General features: G+C 65.9%; 12 protein-coding genes. 3 read left to right on the plus strand and 9 right to left on the minus strand.

Going from position 1 to position 20,140, the window contains the following annotated elements; genetic code table 11:
* Nucleotides 1-25 precede the first annotated feature (25 nt).
* The 3 genes from ACMGDH_RS05565 (at nt 26) to ACMGDH_RS05575 (ending at nt 3,767) form a co-directional block, all read left to right on the plus strand.
* Nucleotides 26-3,181, plus strand: coding sequence for an intermembrane phospholipid transport YdbH family protein (locus ACMGDH_RS05565; protein WP_436826909.1), 3,156 nt, complete (start codon nt 26-28; stop codon nt 3,179-3,181).
* A gap of 77 nt (nt 3,182-3,258) precedes the next feature.
* The gene (locus ACMGDH_RS05570; RefSeq protein ID WP_436827232.1) at nt 3,259-3,399 is read left to right on the plus strand and encodes a YnbE family lipoprotein; all 141 of its coding nucleotides are present in this window, start codon (nt 3,259-3,261) and stop codon (nt 3,397-3,399) included.
* The gene (locus ACMGDH_RS05575; protein WP_436826910.1) at nt 3,399-3,767 is read left to right on the plus strand and encodes a YdbL family probable chaperone protein; all 369 of its coding nucleotides are present in this window, start codon (nt 3,399-3,401) and stop codon (nt 3,765-3,767) included. Before ACMGDH_RS05570 ends, ACMGDH_RS05575 begins: the two co-directional genes overlap by 1 nt.
* A gap of 49 nt (nt 3,768-3,816) precedes the next feature.
* Here the strand turns inward: ACMGDH_RS05575 and ACMGDH_RS05580 are convergent, their stop codons facing one another.
* The 9 genes from ACMGDH_RS05580 to ACMGDH_RS05620 form a co-directional block, all read right to left on the minus strand.
* Complete coding sequence (locus ACMGDH_RS05580; RefSeq protein WP_436826911.1) at nt 3,817-4,488, minus strand: hypothetical protein; 672 nt, start codon at nt 4,486-4,488, stop codon at nt 3,817-3,819.
* A 127-nt stretch (nt 4,489-4,615) separates the two neighbouring features.
* Nucleotides 4,616-6,022 (minus strand): alkaline phosphatase, encoded by a 1,407-nt coding sequence (phoA, locus tag ACMGDH_RS05585; protein WP_436826912.1) that lies wholly within the window; start codon nt 6,020-6,022, stop codon nt 4,616-4,618.
* Nucleotides 6,023-6,043: 21 nt separating this feature from the next.
* Nucleotides 6,044-7,081 carry a phosphatidylinositol-specific phospholipase C1-like protein gene (locus ACMGDH_RS05590; RefSeq protein WP_436826913.1) on the minus strand — a complete coding sequence of 346 codons (1,038 nt, stop codon included), beginning with the start codon at nt 7,079-7,081 and terminating at the stop codon, nt 6,044-6,046.
* A gap of 124 nt (nt 7,082-7,205) precedes the next feature.
* On the minus strand, nt 7,206-9,947 hold the full coding sequence (locus ACMGDH_RS05595; protein WP_436826914.1) for a TonB-dependent receptor: 2,742 nt from the start codon (nt 9,945-9,947) through the stop codon (nt 7,206-7,208).
* Between the two features lie 506 nt (nt 9,948-10,453).
* Complete coding sequence (locus tag ACMGDH_RS05600; RefSeq protein ID WP_436826915.1) at nt 10,454-12,931, minus strand: zinc-dependent metalloprotease; 2,478 nt, start codon at nt 12,929-12,931, stop codon at nt 10,454-10,456.
* A 49-nt stretch (nt 12,932-12,980) separates the two neighbouring features.
* Entirely contained in the window at nt 12,981-14,564 is a 1,584-nt protein-coding gene (locus tag ACMGDH_RS05605; protein WP_436827233.1) for an amidohydrolase, read from the minus strand.
* Between the two features lie 75 nt (nt 14,565-14,639).
* Nucleotides 14,640-17,663, minus strand: a complete 3,024-nt coding sequence (locus ACMGDH_RS05610) for a TonB-dependent receptor plug domain-containing protein (RefSeq protein WP_436826916.1) — start codon at nt 17,661-17,663, stop codon at nt 14,640-14,642.
* 323 nt (nt 17,664-17,986) lie between these two features.
* Nucleotides 17,987-18,316 (minus strand): UrcA family protein, encoded by a 330-nt coding sequence (locus ACMGDH_RS05615; protein WP_436826917.1) that lies wholly within the window; start codon nt 18,314-18,316, stop codon nt 17,987-17,989.
* Between the two features lie 151 nt (nt 18,317-18,467).
* Nucleotides 18,468-20,105 (minus strand): arylsulfatase, encoded by a 1,638-nt coding sequence (locus ACMGDH_RS05620; protein ID WP_436826918.1) that lies wholly within the window; start codon nt 20,103-20,105, stop codon nt 18,468-18,470.
* Between the last annotated feature and the right edge of the window lie 35 nt (nt 20,106-20,140).

Genomic DNA, 20,140 nt, shown 5'->3' on the forward strand with positions numbered 1-20,140 from the left:
CGCCTTCGGTTGAATGGGAGCGAAGGTGAGCGAGGAGCCGGCGGCCGAGACGAACGACACTGGCAAGACCGTTGGCACTCGACGCTGGCTACGTCTGGTGCTCGCGCTGATCTGCCTGGCGGGGGTGCTGGTTGCGGCAACCTGGGTTCAGCGGCGCACAATCGCGCGCGGCTTCATCGATGGGGAGCTGGCCCGCCGGGGCGTGCGGGCCCGCTACGAGCTCGACCAGATCTCGCCGTGGCGGCAGCGGCTGACCCATGTGGTCATCGGCGATCCGCGCCGGCCCGATTTGGAAGCGGACTGGATCGAAGTTCGTACGGCCATTTCGCCGTGGCAAGCCGAAGTGCTGGTGATCCGCGCGGGAAAGGTGCGGGTCCGCTCGAAGCTCGCGGCCGGCCAGCTTTCCTTCGGTGCGATCGACCGGCTGCTCCCGGCCTCAAGCGGCGCTCCCTTCGCGCTGCCGCACGTGGTGCTCGACATATCGGACGGGCTGCTGGACCTCGACGCGCCACAGGGCGCGGTTCGGCTCGCCTTTTCGGGGAAGGGCATGCTCGACGACGGCTTCGCCGGCCAAGTGCGAGCATCGGCACCACGCTTGGCTTTCGGCGGGTGCGCGCTGACAGGTGGCGAGGCGCGGTTCGACCTCCGCATCCGCGACCGGAGTCCCACCCTCCGTGGACCCGTCGAGCTGGCGCAGGCGCAATGCGGCTCCACCGGGATCACCGGCGTGCGGCTGTCGGGCTCCGCCACGCTGAGCGAGGCTCTGGACGCGTGGCGTGGATCGCTCGATGCCCGCGCAGCCTTGATCGAACACCCGCAGGGACGGAGCGGGCCAGCGCAACTGCAGGCGACGTTCGCGGGAAGGGTCGGTGCGCTCCGCGGCGACGTGAAAGCGCGTGCGGCCAATCTGGTTTCACCCAGTGCGCTCGCAGGAGAAGTGCGGCTCGCCGGCGCCTATTTCCAGCAAGCCGATCGTCTCGCCTTCAGCGGCGGTGTGGAAGTGGCATCCGCAGCCCTCGCGCCGGTGGTCGTCCGGCGGCTCGGTCCGATGCGGGCGGCGGCTGACGGAACTCCGCTTGCACCTCTCCTCCGCGGCCTGACCGAGGCGCTCGGCGAAGCCGCGGTTTCCTTCTCGGGGCGCACGGATATCCTGCTCCGGTCCGCCGACGCCGGAACCGAGCTGGCGCTCGCCAATCTCGAAGCAACGGGATCGAGCGGCGCGCGTGTCCGGCTCGATCGCGGCGCCGGCGTCAAGTTCGACGGGACGGGCAGGCTTCTTGGGCTCGAAGGCGTGCTCGCCACGGGCGGAGGCGGGTTGCCGGACATGATGCTGCGCTTGACCAGGGCTTCCGACGGTCGCCTGCGCGGTGCAGGCTTCATGCGACCGTATCAGGCCGGCGGTGCACGGCTGGAGCTCGCCAGGCTCGACGTGAGCTTCGATGCCCGCGGGGCCGGGACGCTACGGACGGTGGCGAACTTCTCCGGTCCGCTGGCGAGCGGGCGAGTCGAGCAGTTTCGCATGCCTCTGGACCTCGCCTGGTCCGGCTCGTCGCTCCGGCTCAATCCTGAGTGCGTGAACGCGCAGCTTGCCCGGCTCCATGCTGGTTCGCTGGAAATCCCTTCGACCGGCATCCGGCTGTGCCCGCTGGGCGGCGCGATGCTGCGCACCGGGCGGGACGGGATCGCAGGTGGAATTCGCCTGTCGCAGCCGCGGATTGCCGGCACGCTCGGCGAGAATCCGTTCGTGCTGGCGCTCGACGAGGCGCAAATCGATTTCGCGGACCGCCGGTTCAGCGCGTCGCAGCTCGCCTTCCGGCTGGGGACCGAGGGCGCGACAAGGCTCGAGGCGAGCGCGTTCGAGGGGCGATTGGGAGAGGGGGAAGGCGGCACCTTCGCGGGGCTTGGCGGGCAGATCGGAAACGTGCCGCTGATCGTGTCGCAGGGCGCGGGCAACTGGCGGTTCGCCGATGGCGGGCTGTCCCTGACCGGCAAGGCGCGTGTGTCCGATGCTGTCGAGCCGGTGCGCTTCCACCCGCTTGCCGGCACCGATCTGGAGGTTCGCGTCACCGCGAGCGCCGTCGAAGTTACCGGCACGCTGGCTGCGGAACGCGGGCTTCAGCCGCTCGGCAAGGTTCGCATCGGGCACGATCTGGGTGCGGGCACGGGCTTCGCCACGATCGACGTGCCGGGGCTCAAGTTCGCCGAAGGCGGTCTGCAACCGAGCGATCTCACGCCGCTCACCTTCGGTGTGATCGCCGATGTGAGCGGCTCCGTCTCGGGTGCTGCCCGCCTCGACTGGACGCCGGACGCGCTTTCGAGCCGCGGTACCTTCGCCACCAAGGACACGGATCTGGCCGCTTCCTTCGGACCGGTGCGCGGGCTTTCGACCGAGCTTCGCTTCACCGATCTGCTCGGCATGCGGACCGCGGCCGGGCAGGTCGCCACGATCGCCGAGCTCAATCCGGGGCTTGCCGTGCGCGACGGCACGCTTCGCTACGAGCTGCTCGACAGCCGCCGGGTCCGTATCGAGGGCGGGCGCTGGCCGTTCGCAGGCGGCGAGCTGGTGTTGGAACCCACGATCCTTGATTTCGGGGAGCGGCAGGAGCGGCGCATGACCTTCCGCGTGATCGGCGCCGACGCCGCCCTGTTCCTGAAGGAAATGGGATACGACAACCTCAACGCCACCGGAATTTTCGACGGCACCCTGCCGATGGTCTTCAACGAGAGCGGCGGGCGGGTGGAAGGCGGCACGCTCTGTGCGCGCGGCGCCGGATCGATCGCCTATGTGGGCGAGCTCTCGCAACAAGACCTGGGTTTCTGGGGCAACATGGCGTTCCAGGCGCTCAAGTCGATCGACTACAAGCAGCTCAGCATCGAAATGAACGGCCCGCTGGCGGGCGAGATGGTCACCCAGATCCGCTTCGAGGGGCTGAGCCAGGGGGAGGGCGCCAAGTCGAACTTCCTGCTCCGCCGTCTCGCCAGGCTCCCGTTCGTGTTCAACGTGCGGATCAACGCACCCTTTCAGCAGCTCCTCGATTCGGTGCAATCCTGGTACGATCCCAGCCGGCTGATCGAACGAAACCTGGACGCATTGATCGAGGAAGAGCAACGGCAAAGCGGGGAGGCGCCGCCGGCTCCGGGGCAACCCGTTCAGCCGCCGGAAAGCGACGAAGCGCAATGATGGGAGGACAAATGGTGAAGGTTTCTCGATCGCGGCCTGGCCGATGGCTTCTCGCCGGCGTCGCGGCTCCGGCAGCGATGACCGGAGCGTGCGTGAATGTGGAAGCGCCGGACAAGCCGATCGTGATAAACCTCAATATCTCGATTACGCAGGAAGTGGTCTATCGTCTCGACAACAAGGCCAAGACGCTGATCCAAGAGAACCCGGGAATTTTTTGATGCGCATGCTTGTTCTCACTCTCGCGCTCGCCGCATCCGCGGCCCCGTCCGCGGCACTTGCGCAGCGCGACCCCGCCTATCAGGCTGCCCGTCAGCAGGGGCTCGTGGGCGAGCAGCCCGACGGCTATCTGGGCATCGTCGGCAGCGCCACGCCGGAACTCCGCGCGCTGGTCAACAACATCAACATCCAGCGCAAGAAGCAATATACCGAACAGGCAGCGCAGGGCTCCACGGTCGAGCAGATGGCATTCGTGACGGGCTGCAACCTGATCCTGCGCACCGCCGCGGGTGAAAAATACCGTACCCCGGACGGCCGCTGGCTGACCCGCGGCAGCGAACAGCCGGTCCGCGATCCGCGGTGCCTGTGAACCCGTAGCTGGGGCTTGCCGGCATCTGGAGCGCGAGCCGCTCGGATGTTCAGGTCCCGCGCAGGCGATCGAGTTCGGCGTGATAGCGTTCGACTAGCTCCGGCGGCGCGTCCTTCGCGTATCGGGCAAGGAAATTCTCGATTGTCTCGCGATACTCGCGGCGGAAATCGGGATTGTCGGGACTCGCCTCGACCTGCGCGGCGGCGCGCTCGACGGGCTCGAGCGCCCTTTGGAGCAGCAGCCTTCTGCCGAAGGGTGATTCGTCGCGCATGATCGCGATGTTGTGCTCGAAACCGGGAATATATTTGACGACGAAACGCTCGCCCTTGGGCGGGATCTGGATCGCGTTGCGCGGCGGATAGAGGCTTGCCGACATGGTATCGAAGCCGGTCTTGACGTCACGACCATCGGCGGTGCGGACCACCGCGTCATACTCCCAGATATTGGAATCGTTGAGCTGCGAGCTGGTTTCCTCCTCGTGCGTGATGACCGCGGTGCCATAGATGCCATAGGCGTTGAGGAAGATCGCATTGGCCGTCGATCCGAGGAAGATGTTGGCCATCCCGAGTACGAGGCCGACCGCGCCCAGCCCCATCCAGGCACCGTTGCGGAGCAATGCGCTCGCTGCGCCGCCCAGGGCGAACCCCGCCAGGATCCAGAGCGGCAGCGACAGCAAGTAATGCTGGCTGATGAAGAAGAAGATCGCCGAGAGCACAACCATCCAGTTTCCGCAGCCTCCGCATCCACAAACGCCGTATCTACCACGGGTATCGCCCGAACGCTGACGCCGGTCCGCATGAGATGCAAGTCGTTCCAGCTGGAGCCGACGAGCACCGCAGTGGCGCGGCTCAGTCGAGCTTCAGGGCGTCGCGGATGATGTAGTGGAGATCGGTCTGGTCCAGCAGGCCGCTGACGTTGACGGCGTGCGGGCCATAAGCGGCGATGCGCAGCTGGGTGCCGGTATGACCCTGCGATCCTTCTTCGGCCGTGCCGTAGTTGACCGTCATCAAGCCGCCTTCGCGCGTGTTGAGCGCGGCGGTGAGCCCAGGAGAACGGGTGCCGTTGCCGACGATCTGGCTGGTATGCGCATGGTCGGCCGTGACGATGACCAGCGTGTGGCCGTCCGCCTTGGCGAATTCGAGTGCGACCTGCACGGCCTCGTCGAGGTCCACCGTCTCGCCGATCTGCCCGCACGGATTGGCGGCATGGTCCTCCTTGTCGATCGATGCGCCTTCGACCTGGAGGAAGAAGCCCTTGGGCTTGTCCCTGAGCAGCGCGATCGCCTTGCGCGTCATCGCCGCGAGGGTGGGCGTGGCGGCGGTGCGTTCCGCGTTGGGCTGGCAGGTGACGGGGGGCTTGTCGATGTTGCCGTGGAAGCTTGCGCGCGGGCCGGTCCAGTGCACGGGCATGTTGCCCTCCGAGAACAGCCCGATCAGCGGCTGGCGATCGTCGGCGCGGGTCACTGCATCGAGCTCGGCGGCGTTGCGCACGATCCGATAGCCGCGCGCCTGCGCCTGCTCGAACAGCGTGCGGCCCTTCCATTTGCCTGCCGTCGCCGTCTCCGTGAAGCTCGCTGCGCCGCCGCCCAGCACCAGGTCGGCGCGCGTATCGAGCAGCTGCTCGGTGATCGAACCGGCGCCGCCGTTCTCGAGCGCATTCTGCGGGCAGGTCTTGCTGGTCGCCGTGGGCGCATAGCATTTGCGGTGGGCGACATGGGCGATCTGCGCTGCTGGCGTCGCGTCCTGGACTTCCGAGGTGGAGACGTCGCCAGTAGCCAGGCCGGCGGCCTTGGCGCGCTCCAGCAGAGTCCTGTGCGGCTTGCCTTCGATGTCGACACCGATCGCGCCGTTGTAGCTCTTCACGCCCGACGCCCAGGCGGTCGCCGAGGCGGCGGAGTCGGTTACGTAATCGGGTTTCCCCGTTTCGCGGTCGAGCGAGTAATGGGTGTATTGTCCCGTGAATGGCAGCGCATCGATGCCCTTGAAATAACCGCCCGCGCCCTCGGCATAGTTGCGCGCAATAGTGATTTCGGAGTCACCCATCCCGTCGCCGATCAGCAGGATGACGTTGCGGACCTCCCCGGAAGCGCCCAGCTTTGCATAGGTCTCGCGCATGTCGCCGGCGATGCGCCGGGCGCCGCCCGGCTCGCGCAGGTCGCCGCGCGCCGCGCGCGACAGATCGGGCGCGGCCTCCTGCGCAAGCGCAGGCTGGGCGGACAGGACAAGCAGAGTGGCGAGCGCGATACGCGAGATCATTGGGGCAATACTCCGGGGAATTCAGCGAGGGGTTGATTCGGTGATGGGCGCGCCGCATCCCTGCGGGCGCCGCACCGGATTGCACAGCGCCACGGCGCCGCCCGGCATCATCACGCGGTATCCGCCGGTGAAGCGTGTGTCGGGCCAGATATAATCGGTCGAGACATAATGCGCGCCGCTTCGAAGCGCGGCCTCGCGCGGGCGGGTGTCGTTCGTTCGTGCTTCGCGGGTGTTGGCGTCGGCGCGGGTCCGGACGAGGAAATTGGCCTTCACTGCGCGCGCGATCCGCTCCGCGTCGGCGATCGGCTCGTTGAGCGTAATATAGCCGGCAGCGGGCGAATTCTCGTCGGTGTTGACGAAGAAGACGCGCCCCTCGAGTGATTTGCGCGCGCCGCGATAGAGCGCGACCTTCGCCGGCACCTCGTCGAGCGCGAACAGGAACTTGCCGCGCGATGCCTCCAGCGTCGGCCAGTTGTTGGCGAGCACCGCGTCGCGCAGCGTGGGATAGTTGCCCTGGACCTGGTCGGGCACGATCAGCTTGCCCGGCGCGAGCACGGACCGGACCTCCGCATCGAGCGCGTCATAGGCGGCCGCGGTGAAGGGCTCGCCCTTGATGAACTCGCCATTGTCCTTGGTGTTGAACATCAGCAGGATCGGCACATGGCCCGGATGTGCGTTCGACCAGTCGCGGACGATCGTCAGGCACTGCACCAGCGTCGCGCAGTTAGAGCGATCGTCGAAACCGGCCATGTGCTGGACCTTGAACCCGGCGCGCAGCATCGCGGGATCCTTCGATCCCTCGGCATAGAGTCCGCCTTGGGGATCGTGCCAGATGTCGAACTCGAGCTGCCGGGCGCCTGCGTCGAGCTGCTCGACGAGGGAGCGATGCGCATAGTCGAGTGCGTCCGCGCTCCTGGGATCGGCCTCGCGCAGCCTGGCCATCCGCTCAGGGGGCATCGCCAGCTTATAGCTGTTGTGCGTGCCGATCATCATCAGGTCGTTGATGCGAACCGGCTCCTCGGCAGATGCCGCGGCGAGCAGGACGGGTAGCCAGAACATGGCGGACTCCGAAAATGGCGGTCCGACATGAAGCTGCCGGACCTGGAGCGGGGTACCTAGAAGACGATTGTGACAATGCGGATGACCGGGCCCCGCCGCCCGGTGCGGCGGGGCTCGTCACGGATCAGAACTGCGCGCGGACGCCCAGGCTGATGCGGCTTCCCGAGAATTCATAGGTCGTCGGGAAGGACGGATCCATGGTGTAGCCCGTGGTCTTCGCGTCGCCGATGTTGATGCCCTGCAGCTCGACGCGGAAGTTGCGCGTCACCTGATAGCTGGCTGCGAAGTCGAACTGGCCATAGGCGTCGCGGTACACCGGATACATGTTCCGCTCGATCCGCTCCACATAGGCGCCCTTGCGGTTGTACGAGACGCGCAGCGAGAGTGGCCCCTTATCGTAGAACAGGGTGGCATTGTAGGTATTGTCGGCCAGCCCGATCGGCGAGGTCTCGAGGTCGAGATCCGATTCGCCGGTCAACGAGCTGTCCAGGAAGGTGGCGTTGGCGTTGATGCCGAAGCCGTCCGCCCAGTCGGCGAACATGCCGAACGGCAGCACCGCGTTGAGCTCGATGCCGCTCACATTGTACGAACCCTCGGCATTCACCGGCTGGTAGACGTCGAAGTCATAGACGCCGTCGACCGTGCCGTTGGCGTTGTATTTGGTGACGTCCGGAACCACGCCGGTCAGCTCGTTCTGCACCACGCCCTTGATCTTCTTCCAGAAGTAGGACGCCGCCAGAATGCCGCCGCGGCCGAGATACTTCTCCACGCCGACTTCCCACTGGTCCGCATAGGTCGGCTTGAGGTTGGGGTTACCGTCCGTGAAGCGGAAGTCGTTCCAGCTCGCGGTGCGCTTGTAGGCAAGATCGGTCAGCGCAGGGCGGATCAGCGTCTGCGATGCGGCAGCGCGCAGGTACAGACTTTCGGTCAGCTCGGCATGCGCATTGAATGCCGGCAGGAACTTCTCATAGCTCCCGTCGCTCGAAACGGGCGCATCGGTGAGGCCGGTCGAGCCGTCGGGGTTCTGGATCTGGTGGAAACCCTCCGAACGGATATCGGTACGAACATAGCGGCCGCCCAGGTTCACGAAGAGCGGGACGGAGACATCGAACTCGAAATCGACCATGGCATAGGCCGCGAGCGTCTCTTCCTTGACCTTGTAATATTGCCCGTCGTTGAAGGGCGTGACGAAGCCGTCGGGCCGGAAGAAATCGCGCGCATAGTCGTTCGAGATCTGCGACCAGCTGAGGTCGCGCGCCTGGTACGACTTGCCGCCGACGATGTCGGTCACATTTTCGAGCGGGCTGTCCGCGAGCGTGCGCCTGTTCACATAGGCAGTGCTGCCGCGCGTCGGGCCCTGGATCTTCTCCTCGCCATATTCGCGCTCGTTGGTCTTGTCGGTGTAGCGCCCGCCGAAATTGAAGCGCTTCAGCACCGACGAGTCGAACAGGTAGCTGACGTCGAGCTGCGCGGCGTATTTGTCGTCCTTGATCTGCTCGCGCGTGGTTTCATACGCCTCGAACAGATAGGATGAAGGCGCGTTGTACATGTCGATCGTGCGCGGATTGGCGCTCGGGATCGTCTCGCCGCCGGTCTCGGTATAGCGGGTGCGCGACGGCGCATAGGCGACGTGCTTGAGGTTGGAGAAGTCCAGCGTCTTCTTCGCGCCCGAATAGCCGCCCAGCGCGTTGATCTTCCAGTTTCCCGTCTCCCAGTTCATCTCGCCGCCGAACTGGCGATAATCGGTCTCGTTGAGATACTCCTTGCTCAGGAATTCGTGCTGGGTGTTGGTGTAGGAGACGTCGCGCAGCACGACGATGCCGGCGTCGGACAGCGTGGTATCGTCATATTCGTGGATCGTTTCGAGGGTCGAGTTGCTCGACGCCGAATAGCCCGCGGCGTCATATTCGTCCTCGACCGTGTCATAGGAGCCGATGAACGCATCGAAAGCGAGGCTGAAGCTGTCGCTGGGCTTGTACTGGATCGAGCCGGACAGGCCGAGCCGGTCCTGATCGTTCTGATAGACGCGGTCGCCGACCTTATCGAGGAAGACGATCGTGTTCTTCATGGCATCGGTGAAGGTGATGCCCGCGTCGCGCTGGAGCACTGCGATCGCCTGGTTGCGATTTGCGCCCGCGCGGTCGGTCCAGCGCGAGATAGGGCGGAAGTTGATGCCAGAGTTGGAGTCGGTGCGGTTAGTGCGCTGCTGCTTGGCGACCGAGACCAGGACGCCGAAATCGCCGAAGGTATTGCTGGCCAGGAACGAGAAATTGGGGTCGATCTTCTCGGAGATCGAATTGTACGCGCCCTCGACGCTGCCGACGAGGCGAAGCCCCGGCGTGTCGAACGGGCGCGCGGTGCGGATGTAGACCGAGCCGGCGATACCGCCTTCCTCGTCCGCCGCGGTCGGCGACTTCTGCACCGTGACCGACTGGATCAGCTCGGAGGCGAAGATGTCGAACTCGACGTCGCGGCCGCCGGAGCCCGATGCGGTCGCCAGCTTGTTGATCGAGACGAAGGTGAACTCGGTCGGCAGACCGCGAACGTTGACGCGCGTGCCGAGCCCCTTGTCGCGCTCGATCGTCACGCCGGGGACGCGCTGCAGCGCTTCGGAGAGGTTCTGCTCGGGAAAGTCCGCAATGTCGGTGGCGACGATCGAATCGGAGAAGCCGATCGTCTCGCGCTTCATCTCGATCGCTTCCTCGAGGCTGCGGCTGTAGCCCGAGACCACGATCTCTTCGCCCGCATCGGCCGCTTCTTCGGGCGACGCCGTCTGCGCCGCGGCAGGAGCAACCGCGAGCGCAGCGACGGCCGCTCCGAGGAGGAATTGCGTGGTACGGCCGAGATGGCTTGATTTCCGGTTCATTTGCGATCCCCTTTTTGGCGTCAGCCAGCGGTTCGCCGGCTGGATTTTTGGCGAATGGATACGGCTCCCGGACTCCGGGTCCGGAATTCAGGTTTGTGTCTCTGTAGCTGCGGCGAGTTTCTCGCCCCGCGCGGGCGGCTGACTATCGGGCGCAGGATCTCCGCTGTAGCCGTTCGCAGTGGCTCGGCAGGAAGGTTCCGACCGAGTCCCTCGTGCCCCGACGGGCATATTGCAGCGGCAAACAGCGGCGAATCGCCGCGATCCAACTCATTGCTTCCCCCAAACGCCCGTTGTCCCGCCTCGCCCGGTGGGGAAGAGTTATTACGTGGTTGTTACGAGCTGCCGATATTTTCGGCTTTCGGGCGGCGGCGCAGAGCCTTGTGGCGGGCCGATCGGTAGTCCGGGGCTCGAGTTGGTCAGCATGATACTGCTGGCCGGCAGAGATTGGATCAACTCCTCCACCGCGCAGACGATAAATGGCCGGTCGCTTGCGAAACTATTCGTGCTTACAACGGCGGGCCGGGCGGCTGCGGGAAGCGCGAGCGGGGACCCTTGCCCCAGGCGGGCTCGATCGATTTCGGCGCGTGCGCCCTGGGATCCTCCAGATAATGGCCGATGTCGATCGCGGTCTGGCGATAAAAGGCGGTGGTCAGTGCGTCTTCGCCGGAGCGCCGCCGGAGCTGGGCCGCGAGCTCCGCGAGCTTCTGGAGCGCATAGGCGCGGGCATCCGCCGGTGCGTCGGCGTCGGCGCCCAGCATCTCCGCGGCCTCGACCGTCACCGTCTGGCTGACGCGCAGCAGCGCCTGCTCGCCGGGATCGGATGGAGGCGACGCTCCCCAGCTGCGGTCGAACACTGCATCCACCATCTGGGGAAAGGTCACTGCGTCGGACTGCCGAGGGGCCAGGGCCATCATCCGCGCGGCCTTGTCGCCGTCGAAGAGCGGAGCGATCACCATCGCTGCCAGGATGCGGGCGGCGCGCAGCTGATCGAAGGCACCGTCGCTCGATAGATCCTCGAGGTTGGTGCCGGGATCGGGGGTGAGCTGGGCGAGCAGGGACTCGGGCAGTGCCAGGTTTCGCGGCTCGATCGCCGACATCAGCAGCTCCAGCGTCTCGCGTTGCAGCGCCCCGGGAATGAACTCGGTCGGCGGCAGCGTATCGCCGTTCACCGTGATGTTGGTGAAGAGCCCACCGACATATTTGATCCCCGATTCGATCGCGTAGCGATGGTGGAGATAGGCCATCCACAGCCGCGCATTGCGGAGCGATCCGGTAGGTTCGCCGGCCCGCAGCACGCCGGCCTGTCCATAGGTCTGGAGCATGATCGCGCGCGCTGCCATCGCCTCGCGCAGGTTTTCCGTGGGCGTCGCGCGATCGTCGTACCAGGTCCAGCGCGGATCGCTCTGGGGCACGTAGAGCAGCCCGGCGCTGCGCATATCGGCGACGATCTGGTCGAGCCCCGCCTTCTCGCTCGCCGATGGCAGCGGCGTATAGGCGTAGCGGACCATCGCAGTGTCGTAGGCGCCGATCGCCTTCATGAAGGATTCGCTCAGGTCCAGTCTGCCATCGACAACCTTCACGCGCGGCGTGGGATATTCCATCACCGATGCGCGGTCGTTCAGGCTGGACGCGAAATTATGTCCGAAGCCGAGCGCGTGGCCGAGCTCGTGCGCGGTCAGCAATGCCTGACGCAGCAGGACCATGTTGCGCTGGCCCGCGGGCATGCCTTCGAAGGCGCCCGGCGTCAGCATCGCCGGATCGGCAACGGTGATGCCGCTTCCGTCTGCCGGCAGCCCGGCATTATAGGCATCCCAATAATTGGCGATGGTGCGGATGCGGTGGGTGTCCATCCGCGTCTTGGAGCCAAGGATCTCGCCGGTGCGCGGATCGCGGTAGGTGCCGCCGCTCGAAAAGCCGCGCTCGTCGCGGTTGATCCACAGGACATAGGCGTAGCGGATGTCCATCGGGTCCATATCGGGCGGCGCATCGCGCGCCTCGATCGCATTGATGAAGCCCGCCGCCTCGAACGACTTGTTCCACCACAGCAGCCCCTCTTTCATCGCGGTTCGGATGGGCGCGGGGATCGCGGGATCGAAGTAGAAGACGATGGGCTTCACCGGCTCGCTCATCGCTGCGGCCGGATTCTTCTTCTCGAGACGCCAGCGGGTTATCCACTCGGTCTCTGGGCCTTCGCTGAACGGCCTCGAATAGTCGTGAAACTGCATGGCGCTCACGCCGATGCGCGGGTCGGCAGCGCGCGGCGTGTAGCCGGTGGGCGCCTTGAGGAAGCTGTGATGCACTCGCAGCGTCACCATGCGCGGCTCGGGCGTCACATTGGCGACTAACGCGCCCGGCGCCTCGGCGACATAGGTCGAGACGGTCTCGATCTCGGTGTTCTCGGGGAACGCCTTGGTCCGCTTCGAATAGAAGCCGCTGCGCGCAGGATCGTAGCGGAAGCTGCCCTGGTTGGCACGCTTCAGGTCGCCTTCGATGTTGGCGGCATCGCGAAGGAACAGGTTGCTCGCGTCGACGACCACCTTGCCCCCGCTCTCCGCCTCGACCGGCAAGCTCGCGAGCACCGAGACGGGAAAGGAATCCGCGACGCCCTCCGCATGTGCCGCCCCTCCGAACAGCGAGCGATAGCCGGTGTTCACCTGCGTCACGAGAACCCGGCCGCCCACGCGCTCGAATCGGATCACCGCCGTTTCGAGAATGCCGCGGTCGAGCGGTAATTCCACCGATCCGCCCCCGCTCGCCGCCGAGACATAATAGAGCACGTCCTGGTCGAAGGCGGGCACTTCGATCAGCAGCTTGCCTGCGTTCTCGTCGAGCCAGAATGGTACGAAGCCATCCGACCGCGCCAGCCGCTTGGCGATGGCGCCCGGCGGGGCGGGCTGGCCATGCGCTAGCGGCGGCGCCAGCGCGGTGCCGAGGAACAGCAGGACGGCGAAACGACGGGTACGGCGATCATCCGGGCGCGACATCATGTTCCTCGGCAGCAAGGGGGAGGGGAGGCTGGCGATCAGGCGAGGCTCAGGGAACCTTGGTCGTCAGCGTCGGGTATTTGATGCCGAGCTGGTCGAGGTAGGTCGGGTATCTGGCCGGATCGTAGTAATATTTCTCCATTTCCGGCCGCATCTCCTTCATGATCTTCTCGTTCAGCCAGATCGCGGGCTTGTCCTGAGCGGTCAGCACCGGATCGTATTTCACCTCCTTGGTCTGCACGTCGGTGAAGTAGGTCTTCGCCTCTGACACCAGCCTGGGCGTGGTGGCGATGTCGAGCACGGTCATGGCCACGGCCTTGGCCCCGGCCACCGCGCCCTTGTGCGCGATCGGAGTCGCCATCGCGATCGCTGCGGTGACGTTGTGACCGATCATGCTGGGGATGTTGGAGGGAAAGCGGATCGTGATGGTCGGGACCGTCCACATGATGTCGCCGATGTCGTCCGATCCGCCGCCCATCGATTCGCCGCGCGTCTCGGGCGTGGAGATCTTGCCGACGGTGGTCTCCAGGGGCTTCAGCTTGAGGCCGTTCGCTTTCTGCGCGGCCTCGGCGAAGGCCTGGTCGTCGGCGGTCCATTTCGGCATGCCGACCAGCTCGATGTTCTTCTGCGCGGCCTCGGCGAGTGGACGGTTGCCGTGGTTGGGTGCGGCATAGCCGAGCACGCGGCGCGTGACGGTGGTGCCGGTTGCCTGCGCCGCCGCCTCGGAGATCGTGTTGCCGGTCTCGTAGAGCTCGCGGATCGTGTCGAACTTCTGCTCGCGGAAATAATACCAGACGGTCGCCTCGTCGGGCACGATGTTGGGCTGGCCTCCGCCGTTGGTGATCACATAGTGCGAGCGCTGGGTAACCGGCAGATGCTCGCGCCGCATGTTCCAGGCGATGTCCATCAGCTCGACTCCGTCGAGGGCACTGCGCCCCGCCCAGGGCGCTCCCGCGGCGTGCGAAGTCTTGCCCTTGAAGGTGTATTCCACCGAGACCAGGCCGTTGTTGCCCATGTCGCCCCACCCGGTGCCGAAGCCCGATGCGACGTGCGTGAAGATCGACGCGTCCACGCCGTCGAACAGGCCGGCGCGCACATAATAGGCCTTGGTCGCGAGCAGCTCCTCGGCGACGCCGGGCCAGAGCATCAGGCGGCCCTTGATGCCGTGCTTGACCATCACTTCCTTGGCGGCGAGCGCCGCGGCGACGATCAGCGGCATGCCCGAATTATGCCCCTCGCCGTGGCCGGGAGCGCCCGGCACCTGGGGCTTGAGATAGGGTAGGCCCGGGGTTTGCGAGAGCCCGAGCAGCCCGTCGATGTCGCTGCCGAGCGCGATCAGCGGACCGCCTTCGCCCCAGGTCGCCGTCCATGCCGTGGGAATGCCGGCGACGCCGCGGGTGATCTTGAACCCGTTCTTCTCGAGGATGGCGGTCAGATATTCGGAGGTCTTGAACTCCTGAAAGCCCGGTTCGGCGAAGCTGAACACCGAATCGACCATTTCCTGCACCAGCTTGGCCCTGGCATCGACGCTGGCGGCTGCCTCCGCCTTGAGTTTGGCAGAGGCCTGAGCGTGGGCAGTCGCGGGAACGAGCATGAGCGCGGTGCCGAGCACGAGCGCGGTACGAAGCTTCATCTTCATGGGGAGCTCTCCTGGTGGTGGCAAATGTGAGGATAGCCGGCGCGAGACGCTCGCGCGGGCCGTGGAAATTCAGATCCGGACGCGCATCCCGAGGCGGAAGACGCGGCCGAGCACGTCGTAGAGCGCGCGGTTCGTCTGCGGGTAAGCCGGGGTGTTGTTGCCGGTCGGGCCGTTGCCGACCAGCACCGGATCGGTGTCGAACAGGTTGCGGATCGAAAGGAACGCTTCGAACTTGCCACCGCCCGTTTCGAATTCGTAGCTGGTGTTGAAGTCGAGATAGAAGGCGCCGGCGATGTCGTTGCGGTTCACCGTCCGGTTCGCCACGGTCGAGACCGGGCAATCGGTCGCGCAGACGATGTAGCTGTTGTCATAGACGCCGCTGCTCACGCCGCGGCCGACCAGCTGCGCGCCGAAGCCGCCCACGTCATATCCGGCCGACAGGCGGTAGGTCCAATCCGGCAGGCTGCCCGAATTCTGGCCAGCCGCTTCGGTGGGCACGTCCACGCCGTTGTCGGTGTAGAGGCTGATCGCGTGCGAGGCGAGCGCGCGCAGCGTCAGATTGCCCGGCCCGAGCGCGCTTCGGTAGCTCGCCTCGATGTCGACGCCCTTCGCTTCGACGCCCACGAAGTTGGTCGGCTTGATCTCGATGCTGGTCACCGGCAGGCCGGGTGTCGTCACGCCGCGCCCGCCCGTTGTCGAGATGAAGGTGCAGGCGTCCGCGATCGTCTGGATGTAGCATTGATCGATCAGCGTCTGCGCGGTGAGCGACGAGATCGCACCGTCGAGCTGGATATCGAAATAGTCGACCGACAGCGCGAAGCCCGGCAGGAAACCGGGCGTGGCGATCACGCCGACGCCATAGGTCTTGGCGACCTCGGGCGAGAGCGCGGCATTGCCGACAGTCGATTCGTTGAACTGATCGGTGCGGAAGCCCCCGCCCGCCAGCGGCACGTTGACCGTGTTGGTGCGGCCGACGCCGGGCGCGAAGAGCTCGCCCAGATTGGGTGCCCGGATGTCTCGGGAGACAGTGCCGCGCAGCCTGATGTCGGGAATCACCTGCCAGGTGACGCCGCCCTTCCAGGTGGTCACCGTACCCGAGGTCGAATAGTCGGTGACGCGCACCGCGCCGTTCAGGTCTGCGCCTTCGAACAGCGGGATCAGCGTTTCGAGATACGCCTCCTTAACGTCGTAGGCGCCGACGGTGGGAAGATAGTTGCCGTAGATCCACGTCCCGCTGGTGACGCCCCCCGACACGACCGGCCGGAACAGCGGATCGACGCTGCCGGTCACCGTCTCGCGCCGCCATTCGGCGCCGACTGCGATGCTGACCGGGCCGGCCCACAGATCGAACAGATTGTTGGTCGACAGGTTGAACGCAGCGACGTCCTGCGTCAGCGTCTGCTCGCGCAGCGGCTGCAGCCCGCCATATAGCACGTAATTGACCGCCTCGGGCGACATGCCGCCCACACCGATGCGGTTCAGCGGCACGCAGGCGCGGTCGTCGTTGGCGATGTTTGCATCGACGTTGATTCGGCAGACGATCGAGCCCACGGCATAGCCGCCGACATTGCCCGCCGGCGCCACCACTGCATCCGTCGCCGCCGCCATGCGGGCGAGATTCCATGCGTTGGTGAGCAGTTCGCTCGTCCTGGTCTCGCCGCGCTGATAATAAGCGTCCCAACTCCAATCGATGCCGAGCGCGCCGAAGTCGCCGTTCGCCCCGATGACGTAGCGATAGACTTCGCGCGTATTGTCGCTGCCCTGTGGCGGAATGCCGATGTTGCTGGTGCCGATCTGCACAGAGGTGACGCGCGCGGCCGGATTGGCAAGATTATAGGCGTTCACCCGATCGACGAACGCCTGGGGCAGGAAGGCGTTGATCAGCCCCCCGTTGGCGGCCGAGGGCGCGACCTGGATCGCGACGCCGGTGGTCGGCGTCTGCTGGTAATAGCTCTGGCCACGGTAATAGCTGTACGACACCTGGCCGAAGACCTTGAAGGCGTCGGCGAACTCGTAGCTCAGGCGCCCGAACAGGCTGCCGCGCTTCTCGGCGGGAAGCAGCGTCGCGCTGCTCCGGTGGCCGTCGCTGGTGACGTCGTAATCGCCGCCGACCATCCATTGGCCGCTGGTGGGGCCGAAGGCGAGCTGGTTCACCGTCGCGCGTCCGGTCGCGGGGTCGATCGACCCGAAATAGACGCCGCGGAACGCGCCGGTGCTGATCAGTCCGCCGGGCGTGAACTGGCCGGTGCCGATCCCGTCCTGGATCAGGCGCGCGGGGACACAGGGCGTCGCGGCGCTGCCGTCCGAGCAGGCCGCGGCGCTATAGGCCGGATTGTCGATTTGGAAGAACCCGCTGTCGTTCCAGTCGCGGTCGATCGACTGGATTCCGGTCTGCGAGAAATATTCGCCGCTCAGCAGGATGTGGCCGCGACCGTCGGCGAAGCTCTGCCCTCCCGTCGCCGAAACCTTGTGGTTCGGGCCGTCGCCATATGTGGTGACGCCGAACTCGTAATCCATCTTGAAGCCGGTGAAGTCCTTGTCGAGGATGAAGTTCACCACGCCCGACACCGCGTCCGAGCCATAAGCGGAGGAAGCGCCGCCGGTCACCACTTCGACGCGCTCGATCAGCGCCTGGGGGAAGGTGTTGACGTCGACCACGCCGGTGGTGGCCGAGGCGACCGAGCGCTGACCGTCAAAGAGCACCAGCGTGCGCGCCGCGCCTAGGTTGCGCAGGTTCACCGTGTTGATGCCCGCCGCGCCGTTGCTCAGCGAACCGTTGGAGCTCGCCGCCGTACCACTGCCGCGCACCGCCGGAAGCGTGTTGACGAAATCGGTGATGTTGGCGGGCGACTCGCGCTGGATTTCTTCGGAGCTGATCACGCTCACTGGCGTCGGCGCGCTATAGCCGTCGCGGACGATGCGCGATCCGGTGACGGTGATTTCCTGTGCGGGATCGACAGGCTCTTCGGGGGCGGGAGCGGCGTGATCTTCCGCTGCAGCAATTCCGGCGGCGGAATCGGTCTCGGCGGCAGGCGCTTCCTGTGCATGGGCGGCGGAGCCAGCGATCAGCGCGGCGGTGGCAGTGGCAGTCAACGCAAGCAGACGAACTCGGTTTGCGACTTTTTTGTCGCTTTGTTTCGACCCGTAATCAACCATCGTTTCCCCCTGTGTTCGGTTCGCACCGCACAGGCACCCTCACCGGGAAACAACGCCTTCAGGAGCCGCACACACACATTTGCGCCGCACGGCCGCTTCGAGCCTCTCCGTCCGATTATTGCTTTTATCGCCTCAGTTTGGATACTTTCTTGCTAAGAATCGCTGATATGTGAGAAAAAAACACATCTCATGGTGCGGCGCAATACGCGTTACGAGAATATTACGTTGCCGCTGCGTTTCGGTGTCGACCGCGTGCCGGATCAGCGCCCACCCGATGAACGCTCGGTCGTTACCTTGCCCACGCCGGGCTGAAACAGCCGCGCAAGCTGCGCCTTGGCATTCGGCACGGTTTCGCGGCGGCAGCTAAACGCCTCATGCTTGCGGCTTTCCTGCGGGTCCGAGACTTTGCCGCAAACCGCATCCACGGCACGGTTCACCTGCGCCTCGAGCGCGGCACGCCCTTCTGCGGTCCGGAGATCGTACGACGCAGCCGAAATGTGCACGGTACGTTCGGGCTCGGGAGCGGCGACCGCCGGCTGGGTCAGCGCAGCACAGGCGGTCGCTGCGGCGAGCAGTATCGCTTTCATCATGGCATTCTCTCCTGCTGCAGCCACGATCTTGCGCCGTCGGCTGCGTCACTCTCCTACGCGCGAAATGCTGCGCACAAAAATGCAATATTTGCACGGGCCGACCCCATCGGTGGCCGGTCGCACCTGATCGGGTTGGACGGGGAAACCGGCATCACGGAAAAGTTGCCGGAGTGGAGGGCAGCACGACACCGCTCTGGCGGGCATAATCGTCCCAGGCCGCGGCGAGTGCCTTCACGCGATTCGGATGGCTTGCCGCGAGATCCCTGGTCTCGCCGGGGTCAGTGGCAAGATCGTAGAGCTTCCAGCCGTCGCCCAGGTCGACGAGCTTCCAGTCGCCCTGGCGGACCGCGCGGCGGCCGAACAGCTCGGAGCCGATCGCCTCGTCGGGCGCGTGCACGCGATCCGATCGGCCGAACAGATAGTCGGTCCAGCTGCGGCCTCGTACCGGCTGCACTGCGCGGCCCCGGTAGCTGCTCCCTCGCCACTCGCCGCCCGCCGCCTCGACGAACGTCGGCACCACGTCCATGACCGTGCCGAAGGCGTGATCGATCCTGCCCTGGCGCGATGCGCCGGGCCAGGAGACGAACGCCGCCACGCGCGTTCCGCCCTCGGTGATGAAGCCCTTGTACAGGAAGGACGGCGTGGTGGCCGCCTGCGCCCAGCCCGGGCCATAAGCGGCATAGGAAGTCGCTGCGCCCAGATTTTCCAGCCGGTTGTCGGCGTGCTTCAGCCGCTCGGCCATACCCGGCACGCGGCTGCGCTGCAGATCGATCCCTTCGGCGCCATTGTCGGCGAGGAACAGAATGATCGTATTCTCATATTGTCCGGTCGCCTTCAGATGCGCGATCACGCGGCCGACGTTCTGGTCCATGCGGTCGACCATTGCCGCATAGATCTCCATTAGCGTCGTCTGCTCGCGCTTCTCGGCATCGGAGAGGCTGGCCCAGCTTCGTCCTTCGTCGAGCACGATCGGGTGCGGCGTGACGTTGGCCGGAATGAGCCCCAGCGCCTGCTGGCGTGCGAGCCGCTCGGCCCGCAGCTTCTCGAAGCCCGCGTCATAGCGGCCGCGATATTTGGCTATGTCCGCGGCGGGCGCCTGCAGCGGCCAGTGCGGTGCGGTGAAGGTCAGATAGGCGAAGAAGGGTTTGCTCCTGTCCGCCTTGCCCAGGAACTCGATCAGCTTGGTCGCAAAATGGTCGGATGAATAGAAACCGCCTGGAAGCACCTCCAGGGCCTTCCCGTTCTCGCGATAGGTAGCCTTGCCGGGAGTGCCGGGCGTGGAGGATACGTCGTTGCCGAAATGGTTGCTGGCGCCCTGAAGCAGCGCGAACGCCTGGTCGAATCCGCGGCGTGAGGGGTCGTTCTCGGGCTGAGTGCCGAGATGCCATTTGCCGGACATCAGCGTGGTGTAGCCGAGATCGCGCAGCCGCTCGGGCAGCGAGACGACATTGGCGGGCAGATAGCCTTCATAGCCGGGCAGACCGCGCTGGTTCGGCGCCAGCATCTCCGCCATGTTGCCGAGCCCGGCGAGATGATTGTCGGTGCCCGAGAGCAGCATCGCGCGCGTCGGCGAACAAGTGGGCGCTGTATGGAAGCCAGTCAGGCGCACGCCCTGCCGGGCAATCGCGTCGAGGTTGGGCGTGGCGATCTCCCCGCCGAACGCCCCGAGGTCCGAATAGCCCAGGTCGTCGGCGACGATGACGAGGATGTTGGGCCGCGGCTTCGCCTCCTGCGCGGCGGCGGGCGCGGCGACGGTGACGAGCAAGGCGGCGAGAAGCTTGAGGCGCATGGGCGGCTTTCCGAAAAATGGGTCGCGCCGGGAAG

This window comes from Sphingomonas radicis (genome assembly GCF_051400635.1).
Taxonomy (GTDB): Bacteria; Pseudomonadota; Alphaproteobacteria; order Sphingomonadales; family Sphingomonadaceae; genus Sphingomonas.